Origin of the sequence: Candidatus Methanomethylophilus sp. 1R26, assembly GCF_001481295.1 — an archaeon.
In the GTDB taxonomy this organism is placed as follows: domain Archaea; phylum Thermoplasmatota; class Thermoplasmata; order Methanomassiliicoccales; family Methanomethylophilaceae; genus Methanomethylophilus.
On record NZ_LOPS01000025.1, the window covers coordinates 1 to 25,463 of the forward strand.

22 protein-coding genes, 1 tRNA gene and 4 pseudogenes are annotated in these 25,463 nt (G+C 62.3%); 15 read left to right on the plus strand and 12 right to left on the minus strand.

Going from position 1 to position 25,463, the window contains the following annotated elements; translation table 11 throughout:
• Window positions 1–162: 162 nt before the first annotated feature.
• Together AUQ37_RS05110 and AUQ37_RS05115 are read right to left on the minus strand one after the other, a co-directional pair.
• Window positions 163–246: transfer RNA gene (locus tag AUQ37_RS05110), tRNA-Leu, on the minus strand.
• Window positions 247–388: 142 nt separating this feature from the next.
• Window positions 389–1,213 carry a YqaJ viral recombinase family protein gene (locus tag AUQ37_RS05115; RefSeq protein WP_058747685.1) on the minus strand — a complete coding sequence of 275 codons (825 nt, stop codon included), beginning with the start codon at window positions 1,211–1,213 and terminating at the stop codon, window positions 389–391.
• A 207-nt stretch (window positions 1,214–1,420) separates the two neighbouring features.
• Here AUQ37_RS05115 and AUQ37_RS05120 point away from each other — a divergent pair, with 207 nt between their 5' ends.
• The 11 genes and pseudogenes from AUQ37_RS05120 to AUQ37_RS05165 all read left to right on the plus strand — a co-directional run bounded on the left by AUQ37_RS05120 (window position 1,421) and on the right by AUQ37_RS05165 (window position 11,172).
• Window positions 1,421–2,755, plus strand: coding sequence for a hypothetical protein (locus AUQ37_RS05120; protein WP_235584951.1), 1,335 nt, complete (start codon window positions 1,421–1,423; stop codon window positions 2,753–2,755).
• On the plus strand, window positions 2,647–3,237 hold the full coding sequence (locus AUQ37_RS12355; RefSeq protein ID WP_235584952.1) for a thiamine pyrophosphate-dependent enzyme: 591 nt from the start codon (window positions 2,647–2,649) through the stop codon (window positions 3,235–3,237). The genes AUQ37_RS05120 and AUQ37_RS12355 overlap by 109 nt, the downstream gene beginning before the upstream one ends.
• A 54-nt stretch (window positions 3,238–3,291) precedes the next feature.
• Complete coding sequence (locus AUQ37_RS05125; RefSeq protein ID WP_235584953.1) at window positions 3,292–3,831, plus strand: indolepyruvate oxidoreductase subunit beta; 540 nt, start codon at window positions 3,292–3,294, stop codon at window positions 3,829–3,831.
• Between the two features lie 262 nt (window positions 3,832–4,093).
• Window positions 4,094–5,556, plus strand: a pseudogene (locus tag AUQ37_RS13605) (anthranilate synthase component I family protein).
• On the plus strand, window positions 5,553–6,155 hold the full coding sequence (locus AUQ37_RS05135; RefSeq protein ID WP_058747686.1) for an aminodeoxychorismate/anthranilate synthase component II: 603 nt from the start codon (window positions 5,553–5,555) through the stop codon (window positions 6,153–6,155). Before AUQ37_RS13605 ends, AUQ37_RS05135 begins: the two are co-directional and overlap by 4 nt.
• Window positions 6,152–7,168: an anthranilate phosphoribosyltransferase gene (gene trpD, locus AUQ37_RS05140; RefSeq protein ID WP_058747687.1), complete on the plus strand. Its 1,017-nt coding sequence runs from the start codon at window positions 6,152–6,154 to the stop codon at window positions 7,166–7,168. The genes AUQ37_RS05135 and trpD overlap by 4 nt, the downstream gene beginning before the upstream one ends.
• A gap of 4 nt (window positions 7,169–7,172) precedes the next feature.
• Window positions 7,173–7,967: an indole-3-glycerol phosphate synthase TrpC gene (trpC, locus tag AUQ37_RS05145; RefSeq protein ID WP_058747688.1), complete on the plus strand. Its 795-nt coding sequence runs from the start codon at window positions 7,173–7,175 to the stop codon at window positions 7,965–7,967.
• Window positions 7,964–8,614: a phosphoribosylanthranilate isomerase gene (locus AUQ37_RS05150; protein WP_058747689.1), complete on the plus strand. Its 651-nt coding sequence runs from the start codon at window positions 7,964–7,966 to the stop codon at window positions 8,612–8,614. Before trpC ends, AUQ37_RS05150 begins: the two co-directional genes overlap by 4 nt.
• Window position 8,615: 1 nt before the next feature.
• The gene (trpB, locus tag AUQ37_RS05155; protein WP_058747695.1) at window positions 8,616–9,806 is read left to right on the plus strand and encodes a tryptophan synthase subunit beta; all 1,191 of its coding nucleotides are present in this window, start codon (window positions 8,616–8,618) and stop codon (window positions 9,804–9,806) included.
• Window positions 9,799–10,575: a tryptophan synthase subunit alpha gene (trpA, locus tag AUQ37_RS05160; RefSeq protein ID WP_058747690.1), complete on the plus strand. Its 777-nt coding sequence runs from the start codon at window positions 9,799–9,801 to the stop codon at window positions 10,573–10,575. The genes trpB and trpA overlap by 8 nt, the downstream gene beginning before the upstream one ends.
• Before the next feature lie 75 nt (window positions 10,576–10,650).
• Window positions 10,651–11,172: a flavodoxin gene (locus tag AUQ37_RS05165; protein WP_058747691.1), complete on the plus strand. Its 522-nt coding sequence runs from the start codon at window positions 10,651–10,653 to the stop codon at window positions 11,170–11,172.
• A 116-nt stretch (window positions 11,173–11,288) separates the two neighbouring features.
• On the opposite strand, the gene AUQ37_RS05170 is transcribed toward AUQ37_RS05165, so the two are convergent.
• Both AUQ37_RS05170 and AUQ37_RS05175 read right to left on the minus strand, forming a co-directional pair.
• On the minus strand, window positions 11,289–12,026 hold the full coding sequence (locus tag AUQ37_RS05170) for a cell division protein FtsZ (protein WP_058747696.1): 738 nt from the start codon (window positions 12,024–12,026) through the stop codon (window positions 11,289–11,291).
• 89 nt (window positions 12,027–12,115) lie between these two features.
• The gene (locus AUQ37_RS05175; protein ID WP_058747692.1) at window positions 12,116–12,472 is read right to left on the minus strand and encodes a ribbon-helix-helix domain-containing protein; all 357 of its coding nucleotides are present in this window, start codon (window positions 12,470–12,472) and stop codon (window positions 12,116–12,118) included.
• 371 nt (window positions 12,473–12,843) lie between these two features.
• Between AUQ37_RS05175 and AUQ37_RS12360 the strand changes: the two genes are divergently transcribed.
• Window positions 12,844–13,701, plus strand: a complete 858-nt coding sequence (locus AUQ37_RS12360; protein ID WP_235584954.1) for a class I tRNA ligase family protein — start codon at window positions 12,844–12,846, stop codon at window positions 13,699–13,701.
• Window positions 13,605–15,749, plus strand: a complete 2,145-nt coding sequence (locus tag AUQ37_RS05180; RefSeq protein WP_235584955.1) for a class I tRNA ligase family protein — start codon at window positions 13,605–13,607, stop codon at window positions 15,747–15,749. The genes AUQ37_RS12360 and AUQ37_RS05180 overlap by 97 nt, the downstream gene beginning before the upstream one ends.
• A gap of 322 nt (window positions 15,750–16,071) precedes the next feature.
• Here AUQ37_RS05180 and AUQ37_RS05185 read toward each other — a convergent pair whose 3' ends face one another.
• The 4 genes from AUQ37_RS05185 to AUQ37_RS05195 form a co-directional block, all read right to left on the minus strand.
• Window positions 16,072–16,584 (minus strand): UbiX family flavin prenyltransferase, encoded by a 513-nt coding sequence (locus tag AUQ37_RS05185; RefSeq protein ID WP_082662424.1) that lies wholly within the window; start codon window positions 16,582–16,584, stop codon window positions 16,072–16,074.
• 34 nt (window positions 16,585–16,618) lie between these two features.
• Window positions 16,619–16,999 carry an MBL fold metallo-hydrolase RNA specificity domain-containing protein gene (locus AUQ37_RS12365; protein ID WP_235584956.1) on the minus strand — a complete coding sequence of 127 codons (381 nt, stop codon included), beginning with the start codon at window positions 16,997–16,999 and terminating at the stop codon, window positions 16,619–16,621.
• Window positions 16,950–18,518 carry a beta-CASP ribonuclease aCPSF1 gene (locus tag AUQ37_RS05190; protein WP_235584957.1) on the minus strand — a complete coding sequence of 523 codons (1,569 nt, stop codon included), beginning with the start codon at window positions 18,516–18,518 and terminating at the stop codon, window positions 16,950–16,952. Before AUQ37_RS05190 ends, AUQ37_RS12365 begins: the two co-directional genes overlap by 50 nt.
• 75 nt (window positions 18,519–18,593) lie before the next feature.
• Window positions 18,594–19,241 (minus strand): proteasome subunit beta, encoded by a 648-nt coding sequence (locus AUQ37_RS05195; protein WP_058747693.1) that lies wholly within the window; start codon window positions 19,239–19,241, stop codon window positions 18,594–18,596.
• Between the two features lie 309 nt (window positions 19,242–19,550).
• Here AUQ37_RS05195 and AUQ37_RS12370 point away from each other — a divergent pair.
• Window positions 19,551–21,814, plus strand: a pseudogene (locus tag AUQ37_RS12370) (adenosylcobalamin-dependent ribonucleoside-diphosphate reductase).
• Window positions 21,815–21,862: 48 nt separating this feature from the next.
• On the opposite strand, the gene AUQ37_RS05205 reads toward AUQ37_RS12370, so the two are convergent.
• The 3 genes and pseudogenes from AUQ37_RS05205 to AUQ37_RS13240 all read right to left on the minus strand — a co-directional run.
• On the minus strand, window positions 21,863–23,344 hold the full coding sequence (locus AUQ37_RS05205) for a hypothetical protein (RefSeq protein WP_058747694.1): 1,482 nt from the start codon (window positions 23,342–23,344) through the stop codon (window positions 21,863–21,865).
• Complete coding sequence (locus AUQ37_RS12960; RefSeq protein WP_201013772.1) at window positions 23,341–24,027, minus strand: ATPase, T2SS/T4P/T4SS family; 687 nt, start codon at window positions 24,025–24,027, stop codon at window positions 23,341–23,343. Before AUQ37_RS12960 ends, AUQ37_RS05205 begins: the two co-directional genes overlap by 4 nt.
• A gap of 70 nt (window positions 24,028–24,097) precedes the next feature.
• A pseudogene (locus tag AUQ37_RS13240) lies at window positions 24,098–24,706 on the minus strand (ATPase, T2SS/T4P/T4SS family); the annotation flags it as partial.
• On the opposite strand from AUQ37_RS13240, the gene AUQ37_RS11080 reads away from it, so the two are divergent.
• Window positions 24,591–24,932: a hypothetical protein gene (locus tag AUQ37_RS11080; RefSeq protein ID WP_201013774.1), complete on the plus strand. Its 342-nt coding sequence runs from the start codon at window positions 24,591–24,593 to the stop codon at window positions 24,930–24,932. The pseudogene AUQ37_RS13240 and the gene AUQ37_RS11080 overlap by 116 nt on opposite strands.
• A gap of 184 nt (window positions 24,933–25,116) precedes the next feature.
• On the opposite strand, the pseudogene AUQ37_RS05215 reads toward AUQ37_RS11080, so the two are convergent.
• Window positions 25,117–25,463: pseudogene (locus AUQ37_RS05215) on the minus strand (hypothetical protein); the annotation flags it as partial.

Here is a 25,463-nt window from a genome sequence, read left to right on the forward strand (position 1 = left end):
CCCGGTCAACCCGTTTCGAAGTATTATTTTTCGGGATCTAAGAATGTCCCAGATCCCAGATTTTCCTGCCGGATCAGAACATGCGGGATCCGCTGCCTGAACGGAAAGGATTCAAGATCCGCAGCGATGCAGAATCAATATGCCAGATAAAGAAAACTCAGGTGCAGAGGCGGGGATTCGAACCCCGGAAACGCTAAGTACAGGATCCTAAGTCCTGCGCCTTTGACCTGGCTCGGCTACCCCTGCAGCTGAACCGCAGATGCTTACCTGGTTTATATCGTTCGCGTCTGCTCCCGCGTGCGCGGAGCATGACGCATCCCTGAGGACAGGCCTGCTTCATTCTCCCCTGATGCAGGGGCGGGGCATCGGCTTCCGAGCCCGGCCCGGTTCAGAAGCGCCTTCTGTGCCCGCTGCCCCCGTTCCCTTTCCTCGCTTTCGAGGCGGCCTTCGGATCGTAGGACTTCAGCCATTTCACGAGATCGGCGTCGGCATCGGTCCACTGCGGCGTCTCCCCTCTGTCGATGTACTCGTGGTACCATGTCTCGGCATCCTTCATTGGCTTGGCCATGTCCGGACGGTCGACGGCGATGACCGCGCAGTTCTCCGGCGAAGGGACCCAGTTCCCGGGACGGTCGTAATCCTGGTCCTCCAGGAAGCCGACGGCGAAGACGATCCTGTCAAGGCCTGACAGCTGGGCGTACAGCCCCGCCTGGAGCATGTAGGTCTCCGGGATGACCGATACCTTCCCCTCGGAATCCAGCCATTTGGGGCGGTTGCCGGAGGTCTTGATCTCCAGGACGGCCTGCCTCCTCCCTTCGTACCCGATATAGCCGTCGACCAGACCGCCGAAGACTTTGCTGTCGTGGAAATGATCGTATCCGCATTTCTCGCGGGGGACCGGCTCCTCCACCGTCAGCTGCTCCGACTGCGGTATACCCAGTATGCCGGGAAGGAGGGATTGGGCGTTCTTCCTCACGTAATTCCTGATCACCGGTTCCAGGGCGTTCCCCGCATCGATGTACTTGTTCCTGGGGTCCCCCGGATATATGCCGGCGAGTTCCAGGGATACTTTGAAGGGGGTGGAGAGGTCGCTGACGCCCAGGATGGGGCCCAGTTTCGTCCCTGAGATCTTCTTCTTCCGGTAAAGATCGAAGACGACCACCCTGTCGCTGTCGTCGATCTCGACGATGTTCGCTCTGCCGTCGAATGCCATGCTCGGACTATCCGTTCTCTGGGTATATACACGGAACGGTCTGCATGCAGCGGGAGCGCCGATATCAGGTCTGTTCCGGCGGTCTGCGGGCAGAACGCATATGCCTGTGTCCCCGCCATATATGTCCATTCCCGCGCGCATAATATAAAGGAAGATTCCATGCGGAAGCATGTTGAAGGGTTTTCGGCCTTCCGGGAAATGAATCGCATGGCAGATCTTCTAGCAGAAAACGGGAAGCAGCTGCTCCTCGGGAACGAGGCGATCACCCGCGGCCTGTTCGAGGCTGGGGTCAGGTTCGCCTCGACATATCCAGGCACTCCTTCGTCAGAGGTCGGGAACCTCCTCGAGGTATATTCGGACAAGGCCGGCATGTACTTCGAGTTCTCGTCCAACGAGAAGACAGCGGTCGAGGTGGCCGCGGCCGCCGCATCGTCGGGCGTCAGGTCGTTCACGTTCATGAAGCATGTCGGGCTTAACGTGGCCGCCGACCCCATGATGACCCTCGCCTACGCCGGCGTCAGGGCGGGTATGCTCATCATGTCCGCCGACGACCCCTCGGCGCACAGCTCGCAGAACGAGCAGGACAACAGGTACTACTCGACCCTCGCCCTCATCCCGATGGTGGAGCCCTCGAACCCCCAGGAGGCGAAGGACTTCATCGCCCCCGCTTACGAGATATCGGAGCGGCTCGGCCTCCCGCTGCTCTACAGGACCACCACCCGCGTCAACCACGCCAGGTCCCCTGTCGAGCTCGGGAAGATCCGCACCGATACCCCCGCCAAGGGGCACTTCGACAAGGACGATGCCTGCTTCGTCAACATCCCGGCCTACGCCATCCACAACCGCGTCAGGCTGCTGGAGAAGATGAAGGCGGCCGAAGAGCTCTCCGAGAGCTCCCCCCTGAACCGCATCGAGGGCAGCGGGGACGTCGGCGTCATCACCTCCGGCGTCGCCTACTGCTATGTAAAGGAGTTCGTCTCCGGTGTCTCCATCCTCAAACTGGGGTTCACCAACCCGGTGCCGGAGAAGAAGATCGCCGATTTCGTCAGAGGCAAGAGGATGGTCATCGTCGCCGAGGAGCTCGAGCCCTTCCTCGAGGACCAGGTCCTCAGGATCTGCGCCCAGAACGGCATCTCCGTCCCGGTGCACGGCAAGAGGGACGGCACCCTCCCGAGGGAATGGGAGTACTCCCCGGACACCATGAAGAGGCTGAAAGGCCTCGTTGATGTCAGGGAGACCCCCGAGCCCATGCCCAAGAGCTCGCTGAAGATCCCCGGAAGGCCCCCGTCGCTCTGCGCCGGATGCCCCCACCGCGGGATGTACGCCGCCGTGAAGAAGGCCGTCGGCAGGACCCCCGTGGTCTACTGCTCAGATATCGGCTGCTACACCCTCGCGTCCAGCCTCCCTTCCGCACCGCGGACTTCATCATCTGCATGGGCGGGGGCGCAGGGGCCGCCGGAGGCTTCGCGCAGGCCACCGACCAGAAGCCGATCTCGTTCATCGGGGACTCCACCTTCTTCCACGCGGGCGTCCCCCCGCTGACCTCGGCGCTGTTCAACCACCACAACATCGTCATGGTCATCCTGGACAACCGCACCACGGCCATGACCGGCCACCAGCCCAACCCCGGCACCGGGCGCCACTTCGGAGGCATTGACACCGATGCCGTCGACATCGAGGGCGTCGTGAAGGGCCTGGGAGTGAAGTTCGTCCGCACCGTCAACCCGTACAACGTCAGGGCGGCCGCGGACGTCATGAAGGAGGCCCTCGCGTTCGACGGGGTCGCAGTGGTCATCAGCAAGTGCCCCTGCCCCCTGCTCCTTAAGAAGGAGAAGAGGCTGGAGAAGAAGGTCTGCGTTGTGGACCAGGACAGGTGCGTCAGATGCTACACCTGCCTGAACACCATCGCCTGCCCCGCCCTCATCAAGAAGGACGGCGCGGTGCAGGTGGACCCGTCCCAGTGCATCGGGTGCGGGATGTGCGCCGATGTCTGCCCCAAGAAGTGCATAGAGGTGAGGCAATGAAGTACTCAGTCCAGATCGTCGGGGGTCGGAGGGCAGGGGGTCCTGCTCGCCTCCATGGTGCTCGGGAACGCCGCGATGCGCGCCGGGCACAGGGTGATGATGAGCGAGGTCCACGGGATGGCCCAGAGGGGCGGCAGCGTCACCTCCACCGTCAGGTTCGGGGACGAGGTCTACAGCCCCCTCGAGGCAGCCGGCAATGCCGACCTCATCATGGCCTTCGAGCCGGTCGAGGCCGTCCGCAGCCTTCCGATGGGGAACCGCGGATCGGTCGTCCTCATGAACCTCGATCCGGTCTACCCCGGGAACGTGGCCGCCGGGTTCGATACCTATCCGGACATCGGCAGCCTGGTCGCCGAAGCGAAGAAGAGCTGCAGCCGCGTCCTTACCGTCAGGGCAACGGAGATTGCCGTGAAGGCCGGCAAGGCCGTGGCCGCCAATGCCGTCATGATCGGCGCCGTGGCCGCCGCCGATGGGTTCCCGATCGGGAAGGACCTGCTCAAGGAGGTCCTCCTCGAGACCGTCCCGGCCAAGTTCAGGGACCTCAACGCCGCCGCCTTCGACATGGGCTACGACGCGATGAAGAACAGCGCCTGATCCGAGGGATTTCTTCCCGGCAAACCTCTTCCCAAACCTCTTCCCGCTTCTGTTCTCATCCCGCTTTCTGCGCCGAACCGCTCCTGGCAAGCGGCCTCTCCGACGCATTCTGCACCTGCGCATCCTGCATTTTTGCGCATAATAATGTATACTTATGTTCATTAATACCATTTTTGAGACATATGTTTATATCCCTGAGCCAGATTCCAAGTATCGTTCTTAAAACATCATTAATGTACATAAGAATACAGAGATGAGAAAAATGCTCACACCAACCATCGAGGAGGTCAGGAAGTACGCCGCGGACGGCAGGTACGACATCTGCCCCGTGCGCAGGGAGATCCTCTCCGACTTCAGGACCCCCATCGAGGTCATGAGGGCGCTGATGAACGTCTCGGGCCACTGCTACATGTTCGAGAGCGCGGATGCGACCAAGAGGAGGGGACGCTACACCTTCCTCGGGTTCGACCCCAAGATGGGGATCAGCATCCGCAACGGGAAGATGAAGGTCGGCGACCTCGAGTTCGAGACCCGCGACCCCAACAGCTACATCAGGCAGGTCCTCGGCAAGTACAGGAGCCCGAAGGTCGACGGGTTCCCCCCGTTCACCGGCGGCCTCGTCGGATACTTCTCCTACGACTATCTGAAATACGCCGAGCCGTCGCTGGACCTGGACGCGAAGGATGATGAGATGTTCAACGACATCGACCTCATGCTCTTCGACAGGGTCGTGTCTTCGACAACTTCGCCCAGAAGCTCCTCCTGATCGCCAACGTGAACCTGAGCAGGCTGGACACCGATTACAACCGCGCCGAGTCCGACATCCGCCAGATGGAGGAGATCGTCAGGCACGGGGGCGCCCAAGCCGGACCTCTCTGGCCGCCTGAAGTCCGAGATCAGGCCGTTCTTCACCGAGGAGCAGTACTGCTCCATGATCGAGAAGGCCAAGGAGCGCATCTACGAGGGGGACATATTCCAGGTGGTCCTCTCGAACAGGCTGGAGGCCGATTACGAGGGCAGCCTCTTCAACACCTACAGGGTGCTGAGGACGGTCAACCCCTCCCCCTACATGTTCTACTTCTCCGGTTCCGACATGGAGGTCGCCGGCGCCTCGCCGGAGACCCTGGTCAAGCTGGAGGACGGCGTCCTGCACACCTTCCCCCTGGCCGCACCCGCCCCCGCGGGAAGACCGAGGAAGAGGACAGGGAGCTCGCCGAGGGCCTGCTGAAGGACCCCAAGGAGCTCGCCGAGCACAACATGCTGGTGGACCTCGGCAGGAACGACATCGGGAAGATTTCCGAGTTCGGGACGGTGAAGGTGGAGAGGTTCCACTGCATCGAGCGCTACTCCCATGTGATGCACATCGGGTCCAGCGTCCGCGGAGAGATCGCCCGCGGTAAGGACGCTCTCGACGCGGTCGGCGCCGTCCTCCCGGCCGGGACCCTGTCCGGGACCCCCAAGATCAGGGCGTGCCAGATCATCAACTCCCTGGAGAACTGCAAGCGCGGGATCTACGGCGGCGGGTTCGGCTACATCGGCTTCGGCGGGAACCTGGACCTCTGCATCGGCATCCGCCTCGCCTACAAGAAGAACGGCAAGGTCTTCATCAGGTCGGGCGCAGGGATCGTCGCCGATTCCCAGCCGCACAGAGAATACAAGGAATGCCTCGACAAGGCCGCGGCCGTGGTCTTCGCCCTGAAGAAAGCGGAGGATGAGGACCTGTGATACTGCTCATCGACAACTACGACAGCTTCTCCTACAACCTGTACCAGTGCATCGGAGAGCTTGACCCAGACATCCGCGTGGTCAGGAACGACGAGATGACCGTGAAGCAGATCGACGCCCTCGCCCCCCAGGCCATCATCATCTCCCCCGGCCCCGGCAGGCCGGAGGACGCGGGCGTGAGCGTGGACACCGTCAGGGAGCTGGGCGGGAAGTACCCCATCCTGGGCGTCTGCCTCGGCCACCAGGCTATATGCCAGGCGTACGGGGCGAAGATTGTCCACGCCAAGCACCTGATGCACGGCAAGACGTCCGAAGCAAAGATCGACACGGAGGACCCCATATTCAGGGGGCTCCCGGAGCGCATCACCGTGGCGAGGTACCACTCGCTGGCGGCGGACCCGTCGACGATGCCGGAATGCCTGGAGACCATAGCAGAGACGGACGACGGCGAAATTATGGCCGTGAGGCTGAAGGGGGGCCGCGTCTACGGCCTCCAGTTCCATCCCGAGTCGGTGATGACCCCCGAGGGGACGAAGATACTGGCCAACTTCCTTGCGATAGCGGGGATCGAGACCGGGAAGAAGGAGCGGACAATATGATAAAAGAAGCAATCATCAAGATCGTTGACAAGAAGGACCTCACCTACGATGAGGCCTACCAGGTCATGGACGAGATCATGACCGGCAAGACCACGCCCACCCAGAACGCAGCGTTCCTGGCGGCGCTGTCCACCAAGAGCACCAAGGCCGAGACCATCGACGAGATATCCGGGTGCGCCGCGGCCATGCGCGACCATGCGCTGAAGGTGGACAACCCCTACAAGACCCTCGAGATCGTGGGGACCGGCGGGGACGGTGCCGGGAGCTTCAACATCTCCACCACCTCCGCGTTCGTCATCTCCGCATCCAAAGCCAAGGTGTCGAAGCACGGCAACCGGGCAGCGTCCTCCAAGTCGGGGGCGGCCGACGTCCTCGAGGCGCTGGGGGTCAACATCCACCAGAGCCCGGAGAAGGCCGTCAGCCTCCTGAAGGACCCTGGCATGTGCTTCTTCTTCGCCCAGGACTACCACAGCTCGATGAAGTACGTCGGGCCCATAAGGAAGGAGCTCGGGATCAGGACCGTCTTCAACATCCTCGGCCCGCTCACCAACCCCGGCCGCCCCGCCTACATGGTGCTCGGCGTCTACGACAAGTCCCTGGTCGACCCGCTCGCCCGCGTGCTGACCCAGCTGGGCGTCGAGAAGGGCATGGTGGTCTACGGGCAGGACGGGTTCGACGAGATCTCCTGCAGCGCCCCGACCTCCGTGTGCGAGGTCAACGGGGGGAAGTACGACTCCTACGAGATCGCCCCCGAAGACTTCGGGATAGGGAGATGCATGAAATCCGATGCCTCCGGCGGTTCCCCCGAGGCCAACGCCAAGATCACCCGCAACATCCTGAGCGGAGAATACGGGCCTAAGCGCGACATCGTCCTCCTGAACTCCGCGGCCGGCCTCTACTGCGCCGGCAAGGCGGCGGACATGGCCGACGGCGTCGAACTGGCCAGGAAACTGCTGGCCGACGGTTCCGCGCTCAGGCAGCTCGACTCCCTGAAGGAGCTGTCCAACATCTGAGAACATGAGCAGCAGCATCATCGACGACATAGCGGCCGACACGAGGGCCAGGGTGGAGGAGTCCCGCAGGCGCGTGCCCATGAAGGTCCTCCGCGAGAGGGCCCGCATGATGGGGTCCGATACCGGCTTCCCCTTCGAGAAGGCCCTCCGTTCGCGCGGCGGCATCTCCTTCATCTGCGAGGTGAAGAAGGCGTCCCCCTCCAAGGGCATAATAGCCAGGGACTTCCCGTACCTCAGCATTGCCGAGGACTACGAGGCCGGAGGGGCCAACGCCATCTCCGTGCTCACCGAGCCCCGCTGGTTCCTGGGGAGCACCGAGTACCTGCGCGAGATCGCCTCGTCGGTGAAGATACCGTGCCTGAGGAAGGACTTCGTGGTCGACGAGTACATGATCTACGAGGCCAAGGCCCTGGGCGCGTCCGCAGTCCTGCTCATCAGCTCCCTGCTCGACGATGACAGGCTGTCCTACTTCATCCGCACGGCCGACAGCCTGGGACTTTCAGCATTGGTGGAATGCCGCGACGCCTTCGACATCGACAGGTCCGTCTCCGCCGGCGCGAGGATAATCGGCGTGAACAACCGCAACCTGGCCGACTTCTCCGTCGACCCGAGGAACAGCGCCCGCCTGAGGTCGCTGGTCCCGGACGACGTGATATTCGTGGGGGAGAGCGGGATCAGGACCCCGGAGGACGTCCGCACGCTCGCGGACTCGGGGGCGGACGCCGTCCTCATAGGGGAGACGCTCATGCGCTCCACGGACAGGAAAGGCATGCTGGCACATCTGAGGGGAGTCTGTTGACCAAGGTCAAGTTCTGCGGCAACCGGACCCCTGAGGACGTGAGCTTCGTCAACGAGGCCCGCCCGGACTATGCCGGGTTCATCCTGGCGAAGGGCTTCCGCAGGACCGTCGACGACATTACGGCCGAGAAGCTGGCGGAGGCCGTCCGCCCGGGGATTTCCCGCGTAGGCGTCTTCGTGGACGATGCGCCGGAGAGGGTCGCCCGCTTCCTCAACGAAGGGATCGTGGACATAGCCCAGCTCCACGGCAGCGAGACGGAAGAATACATAGGCCGCCTCAGGGGGATGACCTCCGGGACGGTCATGAAATGCTTCCGCCCGGAGACCGCAGAAGATGTACGCCTGGCCATGGGGTCCTCGGCGGACCTCGTGATGCTGGACGGGGGTTCCGGGTCCGGGAGGGCCTTCGACTGGTCGCTCCTGCGGGAAGCCGACAGGGACTATTTCCTGGCCGGGGGGCTGACGCCGGAGAACGTCGGGGACGCCGTGAGGCGCCTGAGGCCGTTCGCGGTGGACACCAGCTCCGGGACGGAGACCGAAGGTAAGAAGGACATCCGCAGGATGCGGAGGTTCATGGATGCAGTGCGGGATGCGGACAGGGATGTCCCCGCCCGGGACGGACGCCCCGAATGCGCAGAAGATGATTGAGATGACAAATCCAAACGGAAGGTTCGGCGAATACGGCGGGCAGTACATGCCCGAGACACTGATGAACGCGGTCAACGAGCTGGAGGAAGCCTACAACAAGTACAGCAAGGACCCGGAGTTCCAGAGGGAGCTCGCGGACCTGCTCAAGAACTACGCCAACAGGCCCAGCATGCTGTATTATGCCGAGAGGATGACGAAGGACCTCGGCGGCGCCAAGATCTATCTCAAAAGGGAGGACCTCAACCACACCGGCGCGCATAAGATCAATAACGTGCTGGGACAGGCCCTCCTCGCGAAGAAGATGGGCAAGACCAGGCTCATCGCCGAGACCGGCGCCGGCCAGCACGGGGTGGCCACTGCCACCGCCGCGGCCCTGATGGGCATGGAATGCGTCGTGTTCATGGGCGTCAAGGACATGGAGAGGCAGGCCCTCAACGTCTACAGGATGCGCCTGCTGGGCGCGGAGGTCCGCGGAGTGGCCGACGGGACCGGGACCCTCAAGGACGCGGTCTCCGCCGCCATGAGGGAATGGACCACCCGCATAGACGACACCCACTACTGCCTCGGGTCCGTCATGGGCCCGCACCCGTTCCCGACGATCGTCAGGGATTTCCAGAGCGTCATCGGCAAGGAGATCAGGGAGCAGCTGATGTCGAAGGAGGGGCGCCTGCCCGACATGCTCATCGCCTGCGTCGGCGGCGGGTCCAACGCCATCGGAACGTTCTACGACTTCATCGGCGACAAGTCCGTGGAGCTGGTGGGCGCGGAAGCGGCCGGGAAGGGCATCGACACCCCGGAGACCGCCGCGACCATGAACACCGGCAGCGTCGGCATCTTCCACGGGATGAAATCGTACTTCTGCCAGAACAAGTACGGGCAGATTGCGCCTGTGTACTCGATCTCCGCCGGGCTGGACTATCCGGGGATCGGGCCCGAGCATGCGTTCCTGCACGATATCGGCAGGGCGAAGTACGTGGCGATAACCGACGAGGAGGCCGTGCAGGCCTTCGAGTACCTCTCGAGGACCGAAGGCATCATCCCCGCCATCGAATCCGCCCATGCGGTGGCCTATGCCATGAAGGTCGCTCCGACCATGCCCAAGGACAAGATCATCGTCGTGACCCTGTCGGGGAGAGGGGACAAGGATGTCGCAGCCATCGCCAGGTACAGGGGGGTCGACCTCCATGATTGAACTGTCCCAGGCGTTCGGCCACGGCAAGGCGTTCATCCCGTTCATCACCTGCGGGGACCCGGACCTGGAGACCACTGGGAAGATCATCAGGGAGGCCGTGAGGAACGGCGCCGACCTCATCGAGCTCGGGATACCCTTCTCCGACCCCACCGCCGAGGGCCCCGTCATCATGGAGGCCGACAGGCGCGCCCTTGCGGGCGGGGTGACCACCGACGACATCCTCTTCTTCGCCAAGGAGCTCAGGAAGGACGTGAAGGTCCCGATGATCTTCATGACCTATGCCAACGTCGTGTACTCCTACGGCCCCGACAGGTTCTGCGAGAAGGCCGCCGAGGCCGATGTCCGCGGGCTCCTCCTGTGCGATGTTCCGTATGAGGAGAAGCAGGACTTCCTCCCGGCATGCGAGAAGCACGGCATCAGCCTGATATCGATGATCGCGCCCACCTCCGAGAACAGGATCGGCATGATCGCCAAGGAGGCCCAGGGCTTCATCTACATCGTGTCCTCGCTCGGGGTCACCGGCGTGAGGAAGAGCATCACCACCGATATATCCCCCATGGTGGACGTCATCAGGAAGAACACGAACGTGCCCTGCGCGGTCGGGTTCGGCATATCCACCCCCGAACAGGCCAGGAAGATGGCATCTCTGTCCGACGGCGCCATCGTCGGGAGCGCGATCATAAAGATCATCGATGCGGGAGGGCCCGACATGGTGAAGAAGGTCGGAGAGTACGTCAAGTCCATGAAGGACGCGATCTCCGACCTCTGAAGGGGACCGGCCGCCGGCCGGCCCTTCCTGCTTTCTTATACTTCCTTTTATACTTCCTCGGACATATCTTACATCATGTCCGATATTCTGGTCGCATACTATTCCCGCGCCGGGGAGAACTACTTCGGCGGATCCAAGCGCTACATCAAGGTCGGCAACACCAAAAGAGCGGCGGAGTCCATCGCTGCCTCCGTCGGGGCGGATATCTTCGAGATCCGCCAGAAGGTCCCGTATTCGGATGTCTACGACGAGTGCATCGCGCAGGCCAAGGACGACCTGAGGAAGAAGGCGAGGCCCGAGATAGAGGGCTTCCCGGAGAAGACCGGGTACCGGACGATGGTCCTGGCATACCCGAACTACTGGGGCACCGTGCCCATGGCCGTCCTCACGTTCCTGGAGGGCTTCAGCACCGACGGCATGAGGATCCTCCCGCTGTGCACCAACGAAGGAAGCGGTATGGGCCGGAGCGAATCCGACATAAAGGCCGCATGCCCCGATGCGGAGATCGGGGAAGGCCTCGAGGTCCCCGGCAGCAGCGTCGGAACGGCCGGGGCCGAGAAGAGGATCTCCGATTGGCTGAAAGCGGCCGGCCTCTGAACGGCGGCCGGGAATCATCAGCGTGATGATGCAGGAAGAAAAGAAGCTCCCCGGGATATGGCACGAACCCGGGGAGCCAGGAGGACATCGGCTTCTGAGAGCCTCTTAAGAATGATTCAGGAAAGCGTCTTGCCGGACAGGCTGCCGACGGTCTCCGGAACGGAATCCCCGGACCTCTTGGCAGAGCTGCTGCCTGCGGCGGCCTTCCTCGCCAGATGCTCGGAGGAGATTATCGGAGCATCCTCGATGAAACCGAATATCAAGTTCACAACAGCGGCATCGACGGCGCGGAGCGCCTCGTCCATGGTCCTGTAGCCCATGCTGAGGGCGTTCTCGTTGTTGACCTTGATGACGGTCTTGCAGATGGAGTGGAGTCTCCTGTAACCCTCGGCGGCCTTGAAGGCCCTGTCGGATTCGAAGGAGAAGGGCATGATGGCCATCGCGGAAGCGTCGACCCCGACCCTGTCGCAGAGCTCTGCGATGACCGGCGCGGCGCCTGTCCCTGTTCCTCCTCCCATCCCTGCCACGATCAGAGCGTAATCGTATCCTCTGACGGCGGCCATGATCTCGTCCTCGTGGATTTGGGCGCACTTCTTGCCGAGCGCGGCGTCCCCGCGGGTGCCGAGACCCTGGGTCACTGCCTTGCATATGTATATGCGGCGGTCGGCGGAGGTCTGCTGAAGGGCCTCCCTGTCGGTGTTTATGGCGATGATATCCGCACGGCATGCCCTTTCGTAGAGCGCCGAAGCGATACGGCATCCTGCGCCTCCGACAGCGATCACCGCTATCCGGGGGTCGCCCCCGATCGCGATATCTGACGCGATATCGTTCCCCATACCTGCAATTCCCGACATGTTCCATCCCATCGAAGACGTTTCTGCAAATGCGTTTCAGCCGATAGGCGGCTGTCCATCCCTTCTGACTGGCTGGCCTGTACCGTCTTTCAGAGCATCTGCGCTTTCTGCTGCGCGGCCCTGAAGGCGTCTGCTGCGGAGCTTTCCTTGGCATCCTTGGGGATGATCTGATCCAGGACGAGCTGCCTGATGAAGGACTCCTCGTCGAAGATTATCCCCTGCTTCTTCATGTTGTCAAGGGTCAAGAGCTGAACCTGGCTCAGTCTGACGTATATCCCATCCTCGCCCGACCTCTGCTCAGATTCCGCTCCGACGCTCCTGATGGCGCTGCGGATGGCCTCCGAACGGGAGTCGATGCCGGTCTCCGACATGTACTGGTTGAGGATCTTGATGTCCTCATCAGTGAGTCTCAGAGAGATCAGCGTCATCTTGTCGTTCTCAGCCATTTCACATCGCCTTTGCGAGTGCACTCTAGGTCCCATCCCTTCGTGCGTGGGCAGTTTCCTGCTTGGAGAATCTATATGGTGTCCTACTATTTATAATGTGATACACGGAGATATCTCTTCGATATCTCTCAGATATCTCTTGTATTTCAAGAGAAAGGGCATCTGTTTCAGAAAATGCGCCGAAAGCGACCGTTTTCCGAATACAGTACCATTATACACCGGCTGATATAAAGCCTATCTGCCGGATGACAGCATTCGATTCGGGCACGTAATACGCAGACTGCTCCCTCGATCGCCCATCCGCTGTCATGCCTGCGAGTGACATGCTTATATTATACCAAACAATCGCGCGGGCATTATAAGGTGTGCAGATGAGCCGCGATTACGCCGAAATGGAGAAGAAGTGGCAGGCCAAATGGGCCGAGAGAAAGCTCAACGAGTCCGAGAGGATCGACGGCAAGCCGAAGTTCATGATGATCTTCGCGTACCCCGGGCTCACAGGGTACCTTCACGTCGGCCATCTGAGGGGATACTCCTACACCGACGCCATAACCCGCTACAAGAGGATGACGGGTTACAATGTGCTCTTCCCCGTGGGGACCCATGCTTCGGGGAACGGAGCGATCAGCCTCTGCAGGAAGATTGTGTCCAAGGACCCCAAGACCATAGACTACCTGCTCCGCAACGGCGCCACCCAGGAGGAGATCGATTCGATCAAGGAGCCGATGGACGTCGTCCATTTCTTCAACAACGTCTATCAGAACGACTACTGGAGGAGGTTCGGTTTCCTCTCCGATTGGAGGAGGTTCACCTGCACCCTCTATCCCGACTACTCCAAGTTCATCGAGTGGCAGTTCTCCAAGCTGAAGGACGCCGGCCTGCTCATACAGAAGCCGTATTACGCCCCCTTCTGCCCCCAGGACGGGCCTGTCGCCGTGGACCCCAGCGAGACGGACATCTCCAAGGGAGGCCTCGCCGAGACGCAGGAGTACACCCTCCTGAAGTTCCGCTGCGACGAGAAAGGGTTCTTCCTGGTGGCGGCCACCCTCCGCCCGGAGACGGTCTTCGGGCAGGTCTGCTTCTGGGCCCGCCCCGACATCACGTACTCCGTCATCTCCAAGAACGGAGAGAAATGGGTGGTATCGAAGGAGTGCGAGGAGAAGCTCGGCCTGCAGTTCGACGCGTCTCTCACGTCGGAGAGATCGCCGGGAAGGACCTCATCGGCCTGAAGTGCGTCACCCCGATGACCGGCAGGGTCATCCCGGTCTTCCCGGCAGGGTTCGTCAACCCCGACGTCGGCACCGGGCTGGTCACCTCCTGCCCGTCCGACGCCCCCGACGATTGGAACTCCCTCGCGGAGGCCAAGGCGAACCCCGACCTGGAGAAGGTCTACGGCATCCCCAGGGATGTCATCGACTCCGTGAATCCCATCTCCATCATCTCCATCAAGGGATACGGGGACTTCCCTGCCGAGGACATCATCGAGAAGCTCGGCATTCCGAAGGTCTCCGACCCCGAGAAGAAGAGGCAGCTGCTGGACGAGGCCAAGAAGCAGGTGTACAAGGACGGCTACCACATGGGCGTCATGAGGGAGGCCGCCGGGGACCTGGCCGGCGTCCGTGTGGAGAAGGCCAAGGACATCTGCCAGCAGAGGATGCTCGATTCCGGCGAGGCGGAGATCTTCCGCGACCTCACCATGGAAGTGGTCTGCAGGTGCGGGCGCAGGGTCCACATCAAGAGGATCGACGACCAGTGGTTCATCAACTATGCGGACAGGAAGCTCACCGAGGCGACCAAGGAGAACGCCAAGAAGATGACCATCTTCCCCAAGATGTACTATGAGAACGTTCAGAACGTCCTCGACTGGTACCGCGAGAGGGCATGCGTCAGGCTCGGCAACTGGCTGGGCACCAAGTTCCCCTATGATAAGAAATGGACCATCGAGCCCATCTCCGATTCCACCCTGTACCCCGTATATTACACGATTTCCCTGTACGCCAACTCCAAGCAGATAACCCCCGAGCAGATGAAGCCCGAGTTCTTCGACTACGTCATCCTCGAGAAGGGAGATGCTGCCGCGGTGTCCGCGTCTACCGGGATAAGCGCCGGTCTCCTCGATAAGATCAGGAAGGACGTGCAGTACTGGTACCCCCTGGACATCAACCTGGGCGGGAAAGAGCACATGACCGTCCACTTCCCGGTGTTCCTGCTGAACCACCGCGCCGTGCTGCCGGACAAGATGCAGCCGCGCGGGATCCTGGTCAACTGGTACGTCACCGGGAAGAACAAGGACAAGATCTCCAAGTCCAAGGGCGGCGCGCAGCCCATCCCCGGAGCCGTCGCGAAGTACGGCGCGGACTCCATGAGGCTGTACTACGCCAACGTCGCTTCCATGGACTCCGATGTCGAGTGGGACGAGGATATCGTCTTCACCTACAGGCAGAGGCTGGAGAGCATCATGAGCTCCGTGGAGGACCTCATCGGGCAGGAGGCCGACGTCCCCTCGGGCGACATCGACGCCTGGCTCATCTCCAGGTTCAACACCCACCTTGCCGAGATCAGGGAGGCTATGGACAGGTACGACCTCAGGGCGATGACCACTGTCGTGTATTACGACATGGCGAACGACATGCGCTGGTACGCCCGCCGCAGCGGCAGGAACAAGGACACCGTGAGGAAGGCGCTCCGCATCTGGATCAACGCCATGATGCCGGTGACCCCGCATGTGGCCGAGGAGCTGTGGTCTGAGGCCGGCTTCGAGGGACTCGCCTCGGAGGCCCAGCTCCCCGAAGCGGATTCCTCCATGAGGGATGCATCCGCGGAATACGGCGAGGGCCTCATCCAGGAGGTCATCTCCGACATCAACGAGATCAGGAAGATGGCCAAGACCGAGGTGAAGAAGGCATACGTTTACACGACCCCGGCCTGGAAGGTATCGGTGCTCAAGGACGCCATCTCCATGGCCGAGAACAAAGAGCTCACCATCCCCGCCCTCACCAAGAAGTGCATGGCGGACGAGAACCTGAGGAAGATGGGCAAATCCGTCTCCGAATTCGCCAAGAAGACCGCCGTGGACCTGATGCGCTCGAACCCCGAGGACAGGAAGGCCCTCGCCGGGCTCGACGAGGAATCCCTTCTGAAATCCGCCGTCGGCTTCATCGCGGCCGAGACCGGGATGGAGACCGAGGTGTTCGGAGCCGACGAGGAGAACAAGTACGACCCGTCCGGGAAGGCGCGTGTAGCGGTCCCCGGAAGGCCTGCGATATACCTCGAGTGAAACCTCTGCGGGGCTTTCCGCCCCGCTTTTCCTTTTGATCCGAGACGGGGTTTCCGCGTATCTCATGCGAGGTCTCTCGTCCGGCGGTCCTCCTGCCTGCCGAAGATGCCCCGGCTGCCTCTTCCGAACATCTGGCACATTCGGAATGATGGGTCCGGAGAGACCGATTCGTATACGACAGCAGTTCTGCCCGTACGCGGCCGCTGCAGTGCATCTGCGGGGCGCGGACGTCTGCCGAAGCCCTCTCTCCGCATTTACCGTAACTGGCCGGACGGGATGACAGCGCCATCCCTCCGGCGGCCGCCCTGAAGCAGTGCGGGCTTCAGTCGGAAGAGCCCCATCTCTCGAAGAGGTCCTGGTCTATGCCGGCCTGCATCAGGCATCTGCCGACAATGAAATCGACCATGTCGGACACCGTCTTGGGGTTGGGGTAGAACGCAGGGTTGGCGTCGAGGATCACGACGCCCAGCCTGGCAAGCTTCAGCTCATTCTCCAGCATTATGGCGCTCTTGGGGGTCTCCCTGGGAACGAGGACGGTCTTCCTCCCTTCCTTGAGAGCGCACATGAAGGCCCTGGAGATCAGGTCGTCGCCCATCCCGGCCGCGAACTTCGCCACCGAGGACTCGGTGCAGGGAACGACGAACATTATGTCGTAATCGAACGTGCCGGACGCGATTGGTGCCATGAGGTCGTCCTGGGAATAGACCTCATCGGCCATCTTCTCCACCTCCTCGACGGAATGCCCGGTCTCAGCGGGGATTATCTTCTTGGCGGTGTCCGACATTACCAGGATCTTCTCGCCCGGGAGCTCCTGCAGGAGCCTTATGCCGTAGATGCGCCCGAGGCGCCCGTCATGGCGACGACGGACTTCATCTCAGCCTCACCGTCTCGAGGTTCTGGGGAGCGACCGTCGAGATCCTGAACTTCTGGGATATCGAAGATGCCAGATCGACGCACTTGCGGTCCTCTCCGTGGACGATGATGATCTTCTTCGGCCTCGGCTCGAGCTTCTTGATGTAGTCCATGAGCTGGTTGCGGTCCGAGTGCCCCGAGAAGCCGTCGACGGTCTCGCGGTTCATCTTGATCTGGACGGTCACCGGCTTGCCCTTGAAGGGCAGGGTGATGTCCGCCCTCCCGCGCTGGATCGTCCTTCCGAGGCTGTTCTCGCTCTGGTACCCGACGAACAGGAGCCAGTTGCGCTCATCGTCCGCCCATTCCCTGAAGTACTCCAGGACCGGCCCTCCGGACATCATACCGCCTGTCGCGAGGACGATGCACGGGTCGGGGGGAGTGGCATATCTCCTCTCTCATGGCCGCGGTCTCGACCCTGTGGAATATCGGCGACAGGAAGGGGTTCTCGTTCTTGTTGAAGATCTTCTCCTTCAGGGCGCTGTTCAGGTACTCCGGGTAGGCAGTATGGATGGCGGTGGCCTCCCATATCATACCGTCGAGATAGACCGGCAGCTGCGGGATCCTGCCTTCCCTTTCAAGCTCCTCTATGACGAGCATGACCTCCTGTGAACGCCCGACGGCGAAGACGGGGATGAGGATCTTCCCGCCTTTGCTGCATCCTTCCTGGATGAACTCTCCGAGCTCGTCGGACGCATCTTTCCTGGAGGGCTGGAAGTCCTTCTTCCCTCCGTAGGTTGACTCGAGGACCATGGACTCGAGCCGGGGGAACTTGGTGTTCGCCGGGTTGAAGAGCCAGGTCTTCTCGAACTTGGTATCGCCGGTGAAGGCGATGTTGTGCAGGCCGTCGCCGATGTGGAAGTGGGCGATGGCCGAGCCCAGGATGTGCCCGGCGTTCTGGAAGGTGAGCTTGACATCAGGGGCGATATCGGTGGTCTCGCCGTACTTCAGGGTGATGGTGTGGAGGATCTCGTTCCTCACGTCCTCGCCCTTGTAGAGGTTCTTCTTGGCCTCTCCGTACGCGAGCTTGATGTTGTCGAGCTGCAGCAGGGCCATGAGGTCCCTGGTGGGCTCGGTGCAGTACACCGGCCCCTTGTAGCCGTACTTGAAGAGCGCAGGCAGGGTCCCGCAGTGGTCGAGGTGCGCGTGGGTGATGACCACGGCGTCGATGTCCGTGATGGGCATGGCCTCCGGGACGGAGAAGTACGGGGTGTTGTCGGACCCGGGGTCGAGGCCGCAGTCGATGAGGATCTTGGAGTTCCTGGTGGTGAGGAGGGAAGCCGACCTCCCGACCTGCCTGTAGCCTCCGAGAGCGGTGACGCGGACCCACTGCTCGCCTTCCACCACCGGGCGGAGGAGGTTCCTCGCGACCTTCTTGAGCATGCTCTGCCTCTCGTCCTTGCTGTAGCGGAGATATCCTCTCACGTCAGAGATCGTCTTGGAGGGTATCGGAGGGGAGCGCATGACCTTGACGTTCCAGCCCGTCTCCTTCTTCATGTTGTCGAGGACGTCGGTGTGGGTAACGGCCGCCGGGTTGATGGCCTCGACGTAGCAGACCCCGGTCTCCTCGATGAAGTTGATGTCGGTGAGGCCGGCGCTCTTCGGGATGAGCTTCCTGACGGCCTTCTCCGTCTCGTCAGTGTCCCCCAGCGTGGAGGGGTCGGGGCGGATGTCGACCCTCCTCTTGAGGGCGCTGACTATGTTCTTGGTCACATCCCTGTTGTCGGCGAACTTGTCGTAGTTCCTGACGTATATCACTACGACTGCCGCTTCGAACTCTACGGAGACGACCTCCATGTCCGAGGGGATCAGGCCCATTACCTGTTCCCGGAGGCTGTCGAAATACCTGTCTGCGTTCATGATGTTGGCTTCCTGAAAAGATAAGTGAACGAAAAATAGGGGAAGAAGTTTGAAAGGTCCGGCGATGCGCGGAACTCAGTTGGGATACCTGAATCCCAGCTCCTCGCACCTCTTCTTGATCTTGCTCTGGTCTATCCAGTGGTACCCTTTCGAGTCGAACACGAGGATGAGCATGCCGTCGCCGGTGTAGTTGTCCCTCCTCCTGGCGGCGTTGAGGCCGGAGATGGCGACATCTATCGCCTCAGCCTCGGTCATGTCGGGCTTGTAGAGGGTCTCGAGGGCGCCGTACGCGGTGATGCTGCCGGAACCGGAAGAGGTGTAATCGTCCTCGATCACCCCTCCGGCGCCGTCGACGCTGAAGACGTGCCCGCCGGTGCGGTCGACTCCGGCCAGTATGGGGCCGAGGTAGAATCCCTGGCGGATGACGGAGCCCATGAGGGTGGCCGCGGTCTGCACAGAGATCTTCGCCCCTTTCTGCATCTCGTAGAGGGAGATCTGGCTGGACATGAACCTGACCATGAGCTGAGCGTCCCCGACGAGGCCGGAGATGGTCATGCCGATGTTGTCGGACAGGGGGTAGACCTTCTGAACATGGCTGTTCGCGATGAGGTTGCCCATTGTTGCCCTCTGGTCGGTGGCGAGCACCACGCCGTCCTTTATCTTCAGCCCGATGGTGGTCGTTCCTGTCTTCACGACGTTATCAGAATCAGCGTTAGCGTTCATGAGATGCTCCTCGAAAAACTCGATAGGCGGACTTGCGCCCGCAGAACAATGAGATGAACATTGTTCTTCTACATAAATATTCAGGTCAGGCTAAACGGATGGCCCATCCATCCCTGCATATGCGGGTCCGTGCTCCGAGGGGCGCGGGAAGGCCTTCCGGCCCGCTCGGCGCGCTTGTCCGCCTGGCACATCGAAAGCGCGTTCGGAGGCCGTTATAGCAGGAAAATATGTCCAATTCATTGGTTTTTAAAGTAGTCGCCTATGCTTTTTTAATCTCCCCTGCGATAGCCCGAGAGAAAGGGGAACTCCATGGAAATCGAGCAATGGCTGGGGGCTGACAACAATCTCGGGATCGACATCTGGAACAAGAAATATTGTTACAACGGGGAGACGTTCGACCAGTGGCTGGACCGTGTCTCCGAGGGCGATGCCGAGCTCAGGCAGCTGATCATCGATAAGAAATTCCTGTTCGGCGGAAGGATCCTCGCGAACCGCGGCCTGCAGAAGACCGGCCTCAAGGTCACGTTCTCCAACTGCTACGTCCTCTCCCCGCCCGAAGATTCCATTGAATCCATATTCGATACTGCCAGCAAGGCCGCCAGGACATTCAGCTACGGCGGAGGGGTGGGGATCGACCTCTCCAAACTGGCCCCCCGCGGCGCGAAGATAAACAACACCGCCTCCGAGACCTCCGGCGCGGTATCGTTCACCGACCTGTACTCCATGGTCACCGGCCTCATCGGCCAGCACGGGAGGCGCGGGGCCCTGATGCTGACGCTCTCCTGCGAGCACCCCGACCTCGAGGAGTTCATGCAGGTCAAGATGGATGTCGACAGGGTCACCAAGGCCAATATGTCCATCCGCGTGACCGACAAGTTCATGGAGTGCGTGAGGGACCGCGAGACCTTCGTGCAGACGTTCGTCAGGCCCGAGACGGACAGCACCGTCACTAGAACCTCGATGCCTACGCGTTTTTCAAGAAGCTCTGCTACGCCAACTGGGACTTCGCCGAGCCCGGCTGCCTGTTCTGGGACAGGATCAGCTCGTGGAACCTCCTCTCCGAATTCCCTGATTATTCTTATGCCGGGACCAACCCCTGCGCCGAGGAGCCTCTCCCGGCAGGCGGGAGCTGCCTGCTCGGATCGATAAACCTCGCGGCGTTCGTCCATGACAAGAAGTTCGACGAGGAGGACTTCAGGAAGACCGTGAGGATCTGCGTCAGGGCGCTCAACGACGTCCTCGACGAGGGCCTCCCCCTCCACCCGCTGCAGGAGCAGCGCGATTCCGTCAGGAACTGGAGGCAGATCGGCCTCGGCATCATGGGCCTCGCGGACATGCTCATCAGGATGGAGCTCGTGTACGGGACCAAAGAGGCCATGGACTTCTGCCACAGGCTCGGGTTCATCATGGCCGACACCGCCATCGCCGCCTCGGCCGAGCTCGCCGCCGAGTTCGGAGCGTTCCCCAAGTGCAACATCGACGAGCTCATGGCCTCCCCGTACTTCCAGGAGAACACCACGGAGGAGACCCGCGAGCTCGTCAGGAAGCACGGGCTCCGCAACTCCCAGCTGCTCACCATCGCACCCACCGGCACCCTCTCGACCATGCTCGGGATCTCCGGCGGGATCGAGCCCATCTTCGCCACCCACTTCGAGAGGAGGACCACGTCGCTCTCCGACCATGACGTGAGCTACACCGTCTACCCGGCGGTCGTCAAGGAGTACATGGACAGCCACGGGCTCAAGGACGATACCCAGCTCCCGCCGTGGTTCGTCACCTCCCAGAACCTCGACTACAAGCAGAGGCTCAACCAGCAGGGAACCTGGCAGATGCACATCGATGCGTCCATCTCCTCCACGGTCAACCTGCCCCAGGACTTCCCCGAGGAGGACGTCTACGGCCTCTACATGTACGCTTGGCAGATCGGATGCAAGGGCGTCACTGTCTTCCGCGACGGATGCAAGAGGCTAGGGATCCTCACCCCCAAGGAGAAGGAGGCGAAGAAGAAGGAGCAGGAGGCCAAGAAGGAGGAGGCCGTCGAGAAGAACGTCCCGAGGACCCGCGGCGTGATCAGGATCGTCGACGACAACGTCATCGGGAAGAAGAGGAAGCTCATGACCGGCTGCGGCAGCCTCCACTGCACAGCGTTCTTCGACCCCAAGAGCGGCGACCTCATGGAGGTCTACCTCAACAAGGGATCCACCGGCGGATGCAACAACTTCATGATCGGGCTCTCGAGGATGATCTCCCTGGCCGCCAGGAGCGGATGCCAGGTGGAGGACATCGTGGACCAGCTCAAGTCATGCGGCACCTGCCCCTCGTTCGCCGTCAGGAGCTTCACCAAGAAGGACACCAGCAAGGGCTCCTGCTGCCCCATGGCCGTCGGCTGGGCCCTGAGCGACATGTACGAGGAGATGAAGACCCAGATCAAGACCTCGTCCCTGGTGGCGCCTCCGGCGGCCCCCAAGGAGAAGAAGAAGGTCCTCAACCCCTGCCCGAAGTGCGGCGACGAGCTCACCTTCCAGGGCGGCTGCAACATCTGCAAGTCCTGCGGATGGACCAAGTGCGAGTGAAACCTTTCCGGGGGCGGGCATCCCGCCCCCGTTTATTTTTCTCGATTTTCAGAGCTGGATGCTCATCGACACCAGGAAGACCAGCGCCGACACCGGCAGGAACATCGAGATGCGGCGGGCCACGGTCTCCGGCCGGGCGTCGCCTTCCAGGAACGAGTTGAGCGCGGAGATCAGCACGCAGAGCTCCGCGAGGTAGAGGACCAGCACCGACGAGGTGCCGGAGATGTCGGACCCGGAAAGGGAGGATACAGGCGCCAGCATGGCGACCGATAGTCCCAGCACCATCGGCGCGAAGAACACGGCGGTGGCGGACATGGTGTCCGTCATGCTCCTGAGCTCGGCGCGGATGCCGTTCCTGACCGACCTCTGGTCCTTCATCTGCCTCCCGATGGAGATCGCCAGCTTCCCGGCGTCCCTGAGGTCCTTCGATGCCGCGCGGCATATCGCGCGGAACGCATCGCTGACGGTCTCGGAGACAGGCGACAGGGCCCTCGCAACGGCGTCCTCCTCGTCGCCGCGGCATACGGCGAACTCCCTCCTGAGGGCCTCGGCGACCCCCGCGCATCCCTCCCTCGAGGCGATGGCGCCGACGGCGGCGTCCTCGAAGGTCCCGCCGGAGAGCAGGCGGTTGCCGGCGTCGAACACCGCGTCCTCCAGGTGGACGGCGATTTTCTTCCTGGCCGATTCCCTCATATAAGCCGGGAGCACGGCGGCGAAGGATGCCGCTCCTCCCGCAATGCACCCGATGCATCCTGCGGTATCAGCTTCCATCCCGGCGGCCATGCAGACGGCGGCCAGGACCGGGACGGACATGAGGGGAGCGTAGTTCCTCAGCCCGGCATCCCCGTTCCCCGGTTTGAGGAACGGGTTGCGCCGGCTTATCATGAGCACCACGCAGGCTACCGCCGCCGGTACGGCGACCAGCGTCAGGACGGCGATCTGCTCTATGCCTATGGGCGAAGAGCCGAACAGGCCCCCGAAACCCAGCATGGGGACGATGCACATGAGGACCATCGGCACCATGATGCCGAGGGCGAACACCGCCATGCAGGGGGCGTTCAGGGATGCGCTGAAGGACTTCCCGGCCTCTTTCAAACCGGTCAGGGCGATCTCGGAGGCATCGCGGAGCGAGCGCTCCCTCTCATCCTCGGCGTGGGCCTCGGACGCCGAGACCGCCATATGGATCGCCATAGAGTACGGCGAGGCGGAATCCGGGAGCCGGGAGAGCTCTGATATAAGCGACGCCCGCATGTCCGGCCTGACCCTGGTGTCGGCGAGGTCGGCCACCCTGCGGAATATCTTCTTGGAGATCGGCGGGCCGTCCTCCGCGACCGCGCGGACGGCCGAATCGAGGGACCCGCCGCCCGATATGGACGTCGACATGATGCCCACGACCCCGGGGGCCTCGTTTAGGAGCTTCGGGACGTCCTCGCTGCGGACAGGCGGCCGGTCCTCGGCCTGCCGCGTCCGCACCCTCCTTTTGATATTCTCCCCGAACTCGGGCGCGTATGCCGCTCCGGCATCGTTCATGACCCGTCCCCCATGTCCTTCCCGGTCTCCGCGAAGACCTTGTTCCGGAACGATGCGAGGATGTCGTCGGGGTTCCTCCCGGCCATCCTCGACAGATGGTCGTTCGCGGCGCTGATCCATTCGGGGCTGAAGAACTGCTCCCCCCAGCGCCCGCCCATGGACGCCAGGTACCCGCGGAGCATGGACCTCGCCTTGATCTCGTTCCTGGCCTCCTCTTCTGTCTCCACGGACGAGGCCAGCGCCCTGCGCATGACCGGCACCGAGAAATCCAGGCGGTTGCCGGACAGATCGGCGAACTCCCCCGGCCTGTCGGTGGTGGCCGCCACCTCGCTGACCCTCCTGGACTGCGCCCCCGTCCTCCTGTCGCGGAACGAACCCAGCGTCACGAGGATGTCGGTGGCCATGAACGCCTCGGGCGAGATCCCCATGTCGTGGACCACTCTCTCGTACACGGTCCTCGCGCTGTCGCCGTGGATGGTCCCCAGGATCGAGCTCCCGGCGCGGCCGGTCCTCATGCTCTGGTACAGCGTCCTTGCCTCTTCCCCTCTGACCTCCCCGAGCACGATGGCGGACTCGCCGAGCCTCAGGGAGACCCTGAGGGCCTCGTTGGCCCTCGACAGGCTGTCCCCGTCCATGCGGTCGTCCACCAGCATGGACTGCACCTTGTACCCCATCTTCCTCATCTTCTCCCCCCGGCAGCTCGATGGTGTCCTCGATGGTGAGGATCCTCTGGGACAATGGGAACTCGAACATCAGGGCCGAGAGCAGGGAGCTCTTCCCGGCGCCCCTCGCTCCGCAGATCATGAAGGTCGCGCGGTTCTGTATGAGGAACGACAGGAGACCGGCGGTCGCGGCGTCCATCGTGCCGTTGGAGATCAGGCGGGTGAGCGTCCATGGATCGGAGGAATGCTTCCTTATGGCCACGGCGTCGCCGTTGGGGCTCATGGGGTACCCGACCACCGTCGCCCTCGCCTCCTGGGCCTTCATGTCCGTCTCCAGCACGGGCGATGATTCGCAGAACGGAAGCCCCGATTCCCTCTTGAGCACGTTGATGAGGTTGTCCACCTCCCTGCGGTCGACGATAAGATTGGTGCGGCAGCGCACATGGGAGTTCCCGTCGCCTATCCCGCGCATGGTGACGTGGATCCTGTTCCTGTCGCAGGGGGCGTCGATGTAGATGTCCTCGAGCTTCGGGTCCGCGAGCAGGATGTCGAACACCCCGAGGCCGACAGAATAGCGGTAGACGATGTCGCACATCCTCTCCATCTCGGCCTCCATGGCCTCGACGCTCCCGCCGCATGAGAGGAGGACGTCTCCGGAGAACGGCTCGAGAATATCCCTCGCGAGACCGGCGATGTACATCCTGTCGGTGCGGCCGCCGCTCTTCCGGAACTCGGCGCGGACCTCCGATATCGCTTCCTCGATCATCCTGTCCGCCGCATCGGTGCCGGCATATTCCGACGGCGTCAGGTTGTACTCCATCTCCCCGTCGGCCGCCGTGCCGATGACCACATGCCCGCTGGGCGTGTCGTACTCGGCCGATTTCTCGAGCTCCCCGATGCTCCCGACGAGCCAGCAGTCGGCATAGACGGGCTTGCTGAGGACATTGCCGGAGATTATCCTGCGGTAGTCCTCCATGAAGGTGCTCCTCGATATGACCGAGGGAGCGCGGCGGGAGGCCGGCTGCATCGGGGGCGCCTGCCTGATGCCCGCCATATCCCCGTCCGGGACGGAACGCCCCCGGCCCCGGATGTCCGCCGGCCAGCCGCGGATCACAGCGCATCCCTCCTGCGGGATGCTATCCTGGCGGCCTTCTCGCGCACTTTGGCCATGCCGTCGTCGGCCATCACCAGGGCGGCGCGGGTCCTCTGCAGGCATGCGGTGCACTCGGGGGAATCGCCGCGGATGCTGTACAGCCGGTCGCAGGCCGATGCGAACGACGGGTCCGGGAAATCCGCCCAAGCGTCGCCGATCACCCTCTCCGGAGAGCGGCCGCATGACGAGCATCTCCTCCCGCCGGCGGGGCGGAGCACCGCCCTCACCTGTGCCAGATCGCAGAGTATCTCGGCGGCCGGCCCGTGGATCTCGGTGTCCTTCCCGCCTTCCAGCCATATCCTCT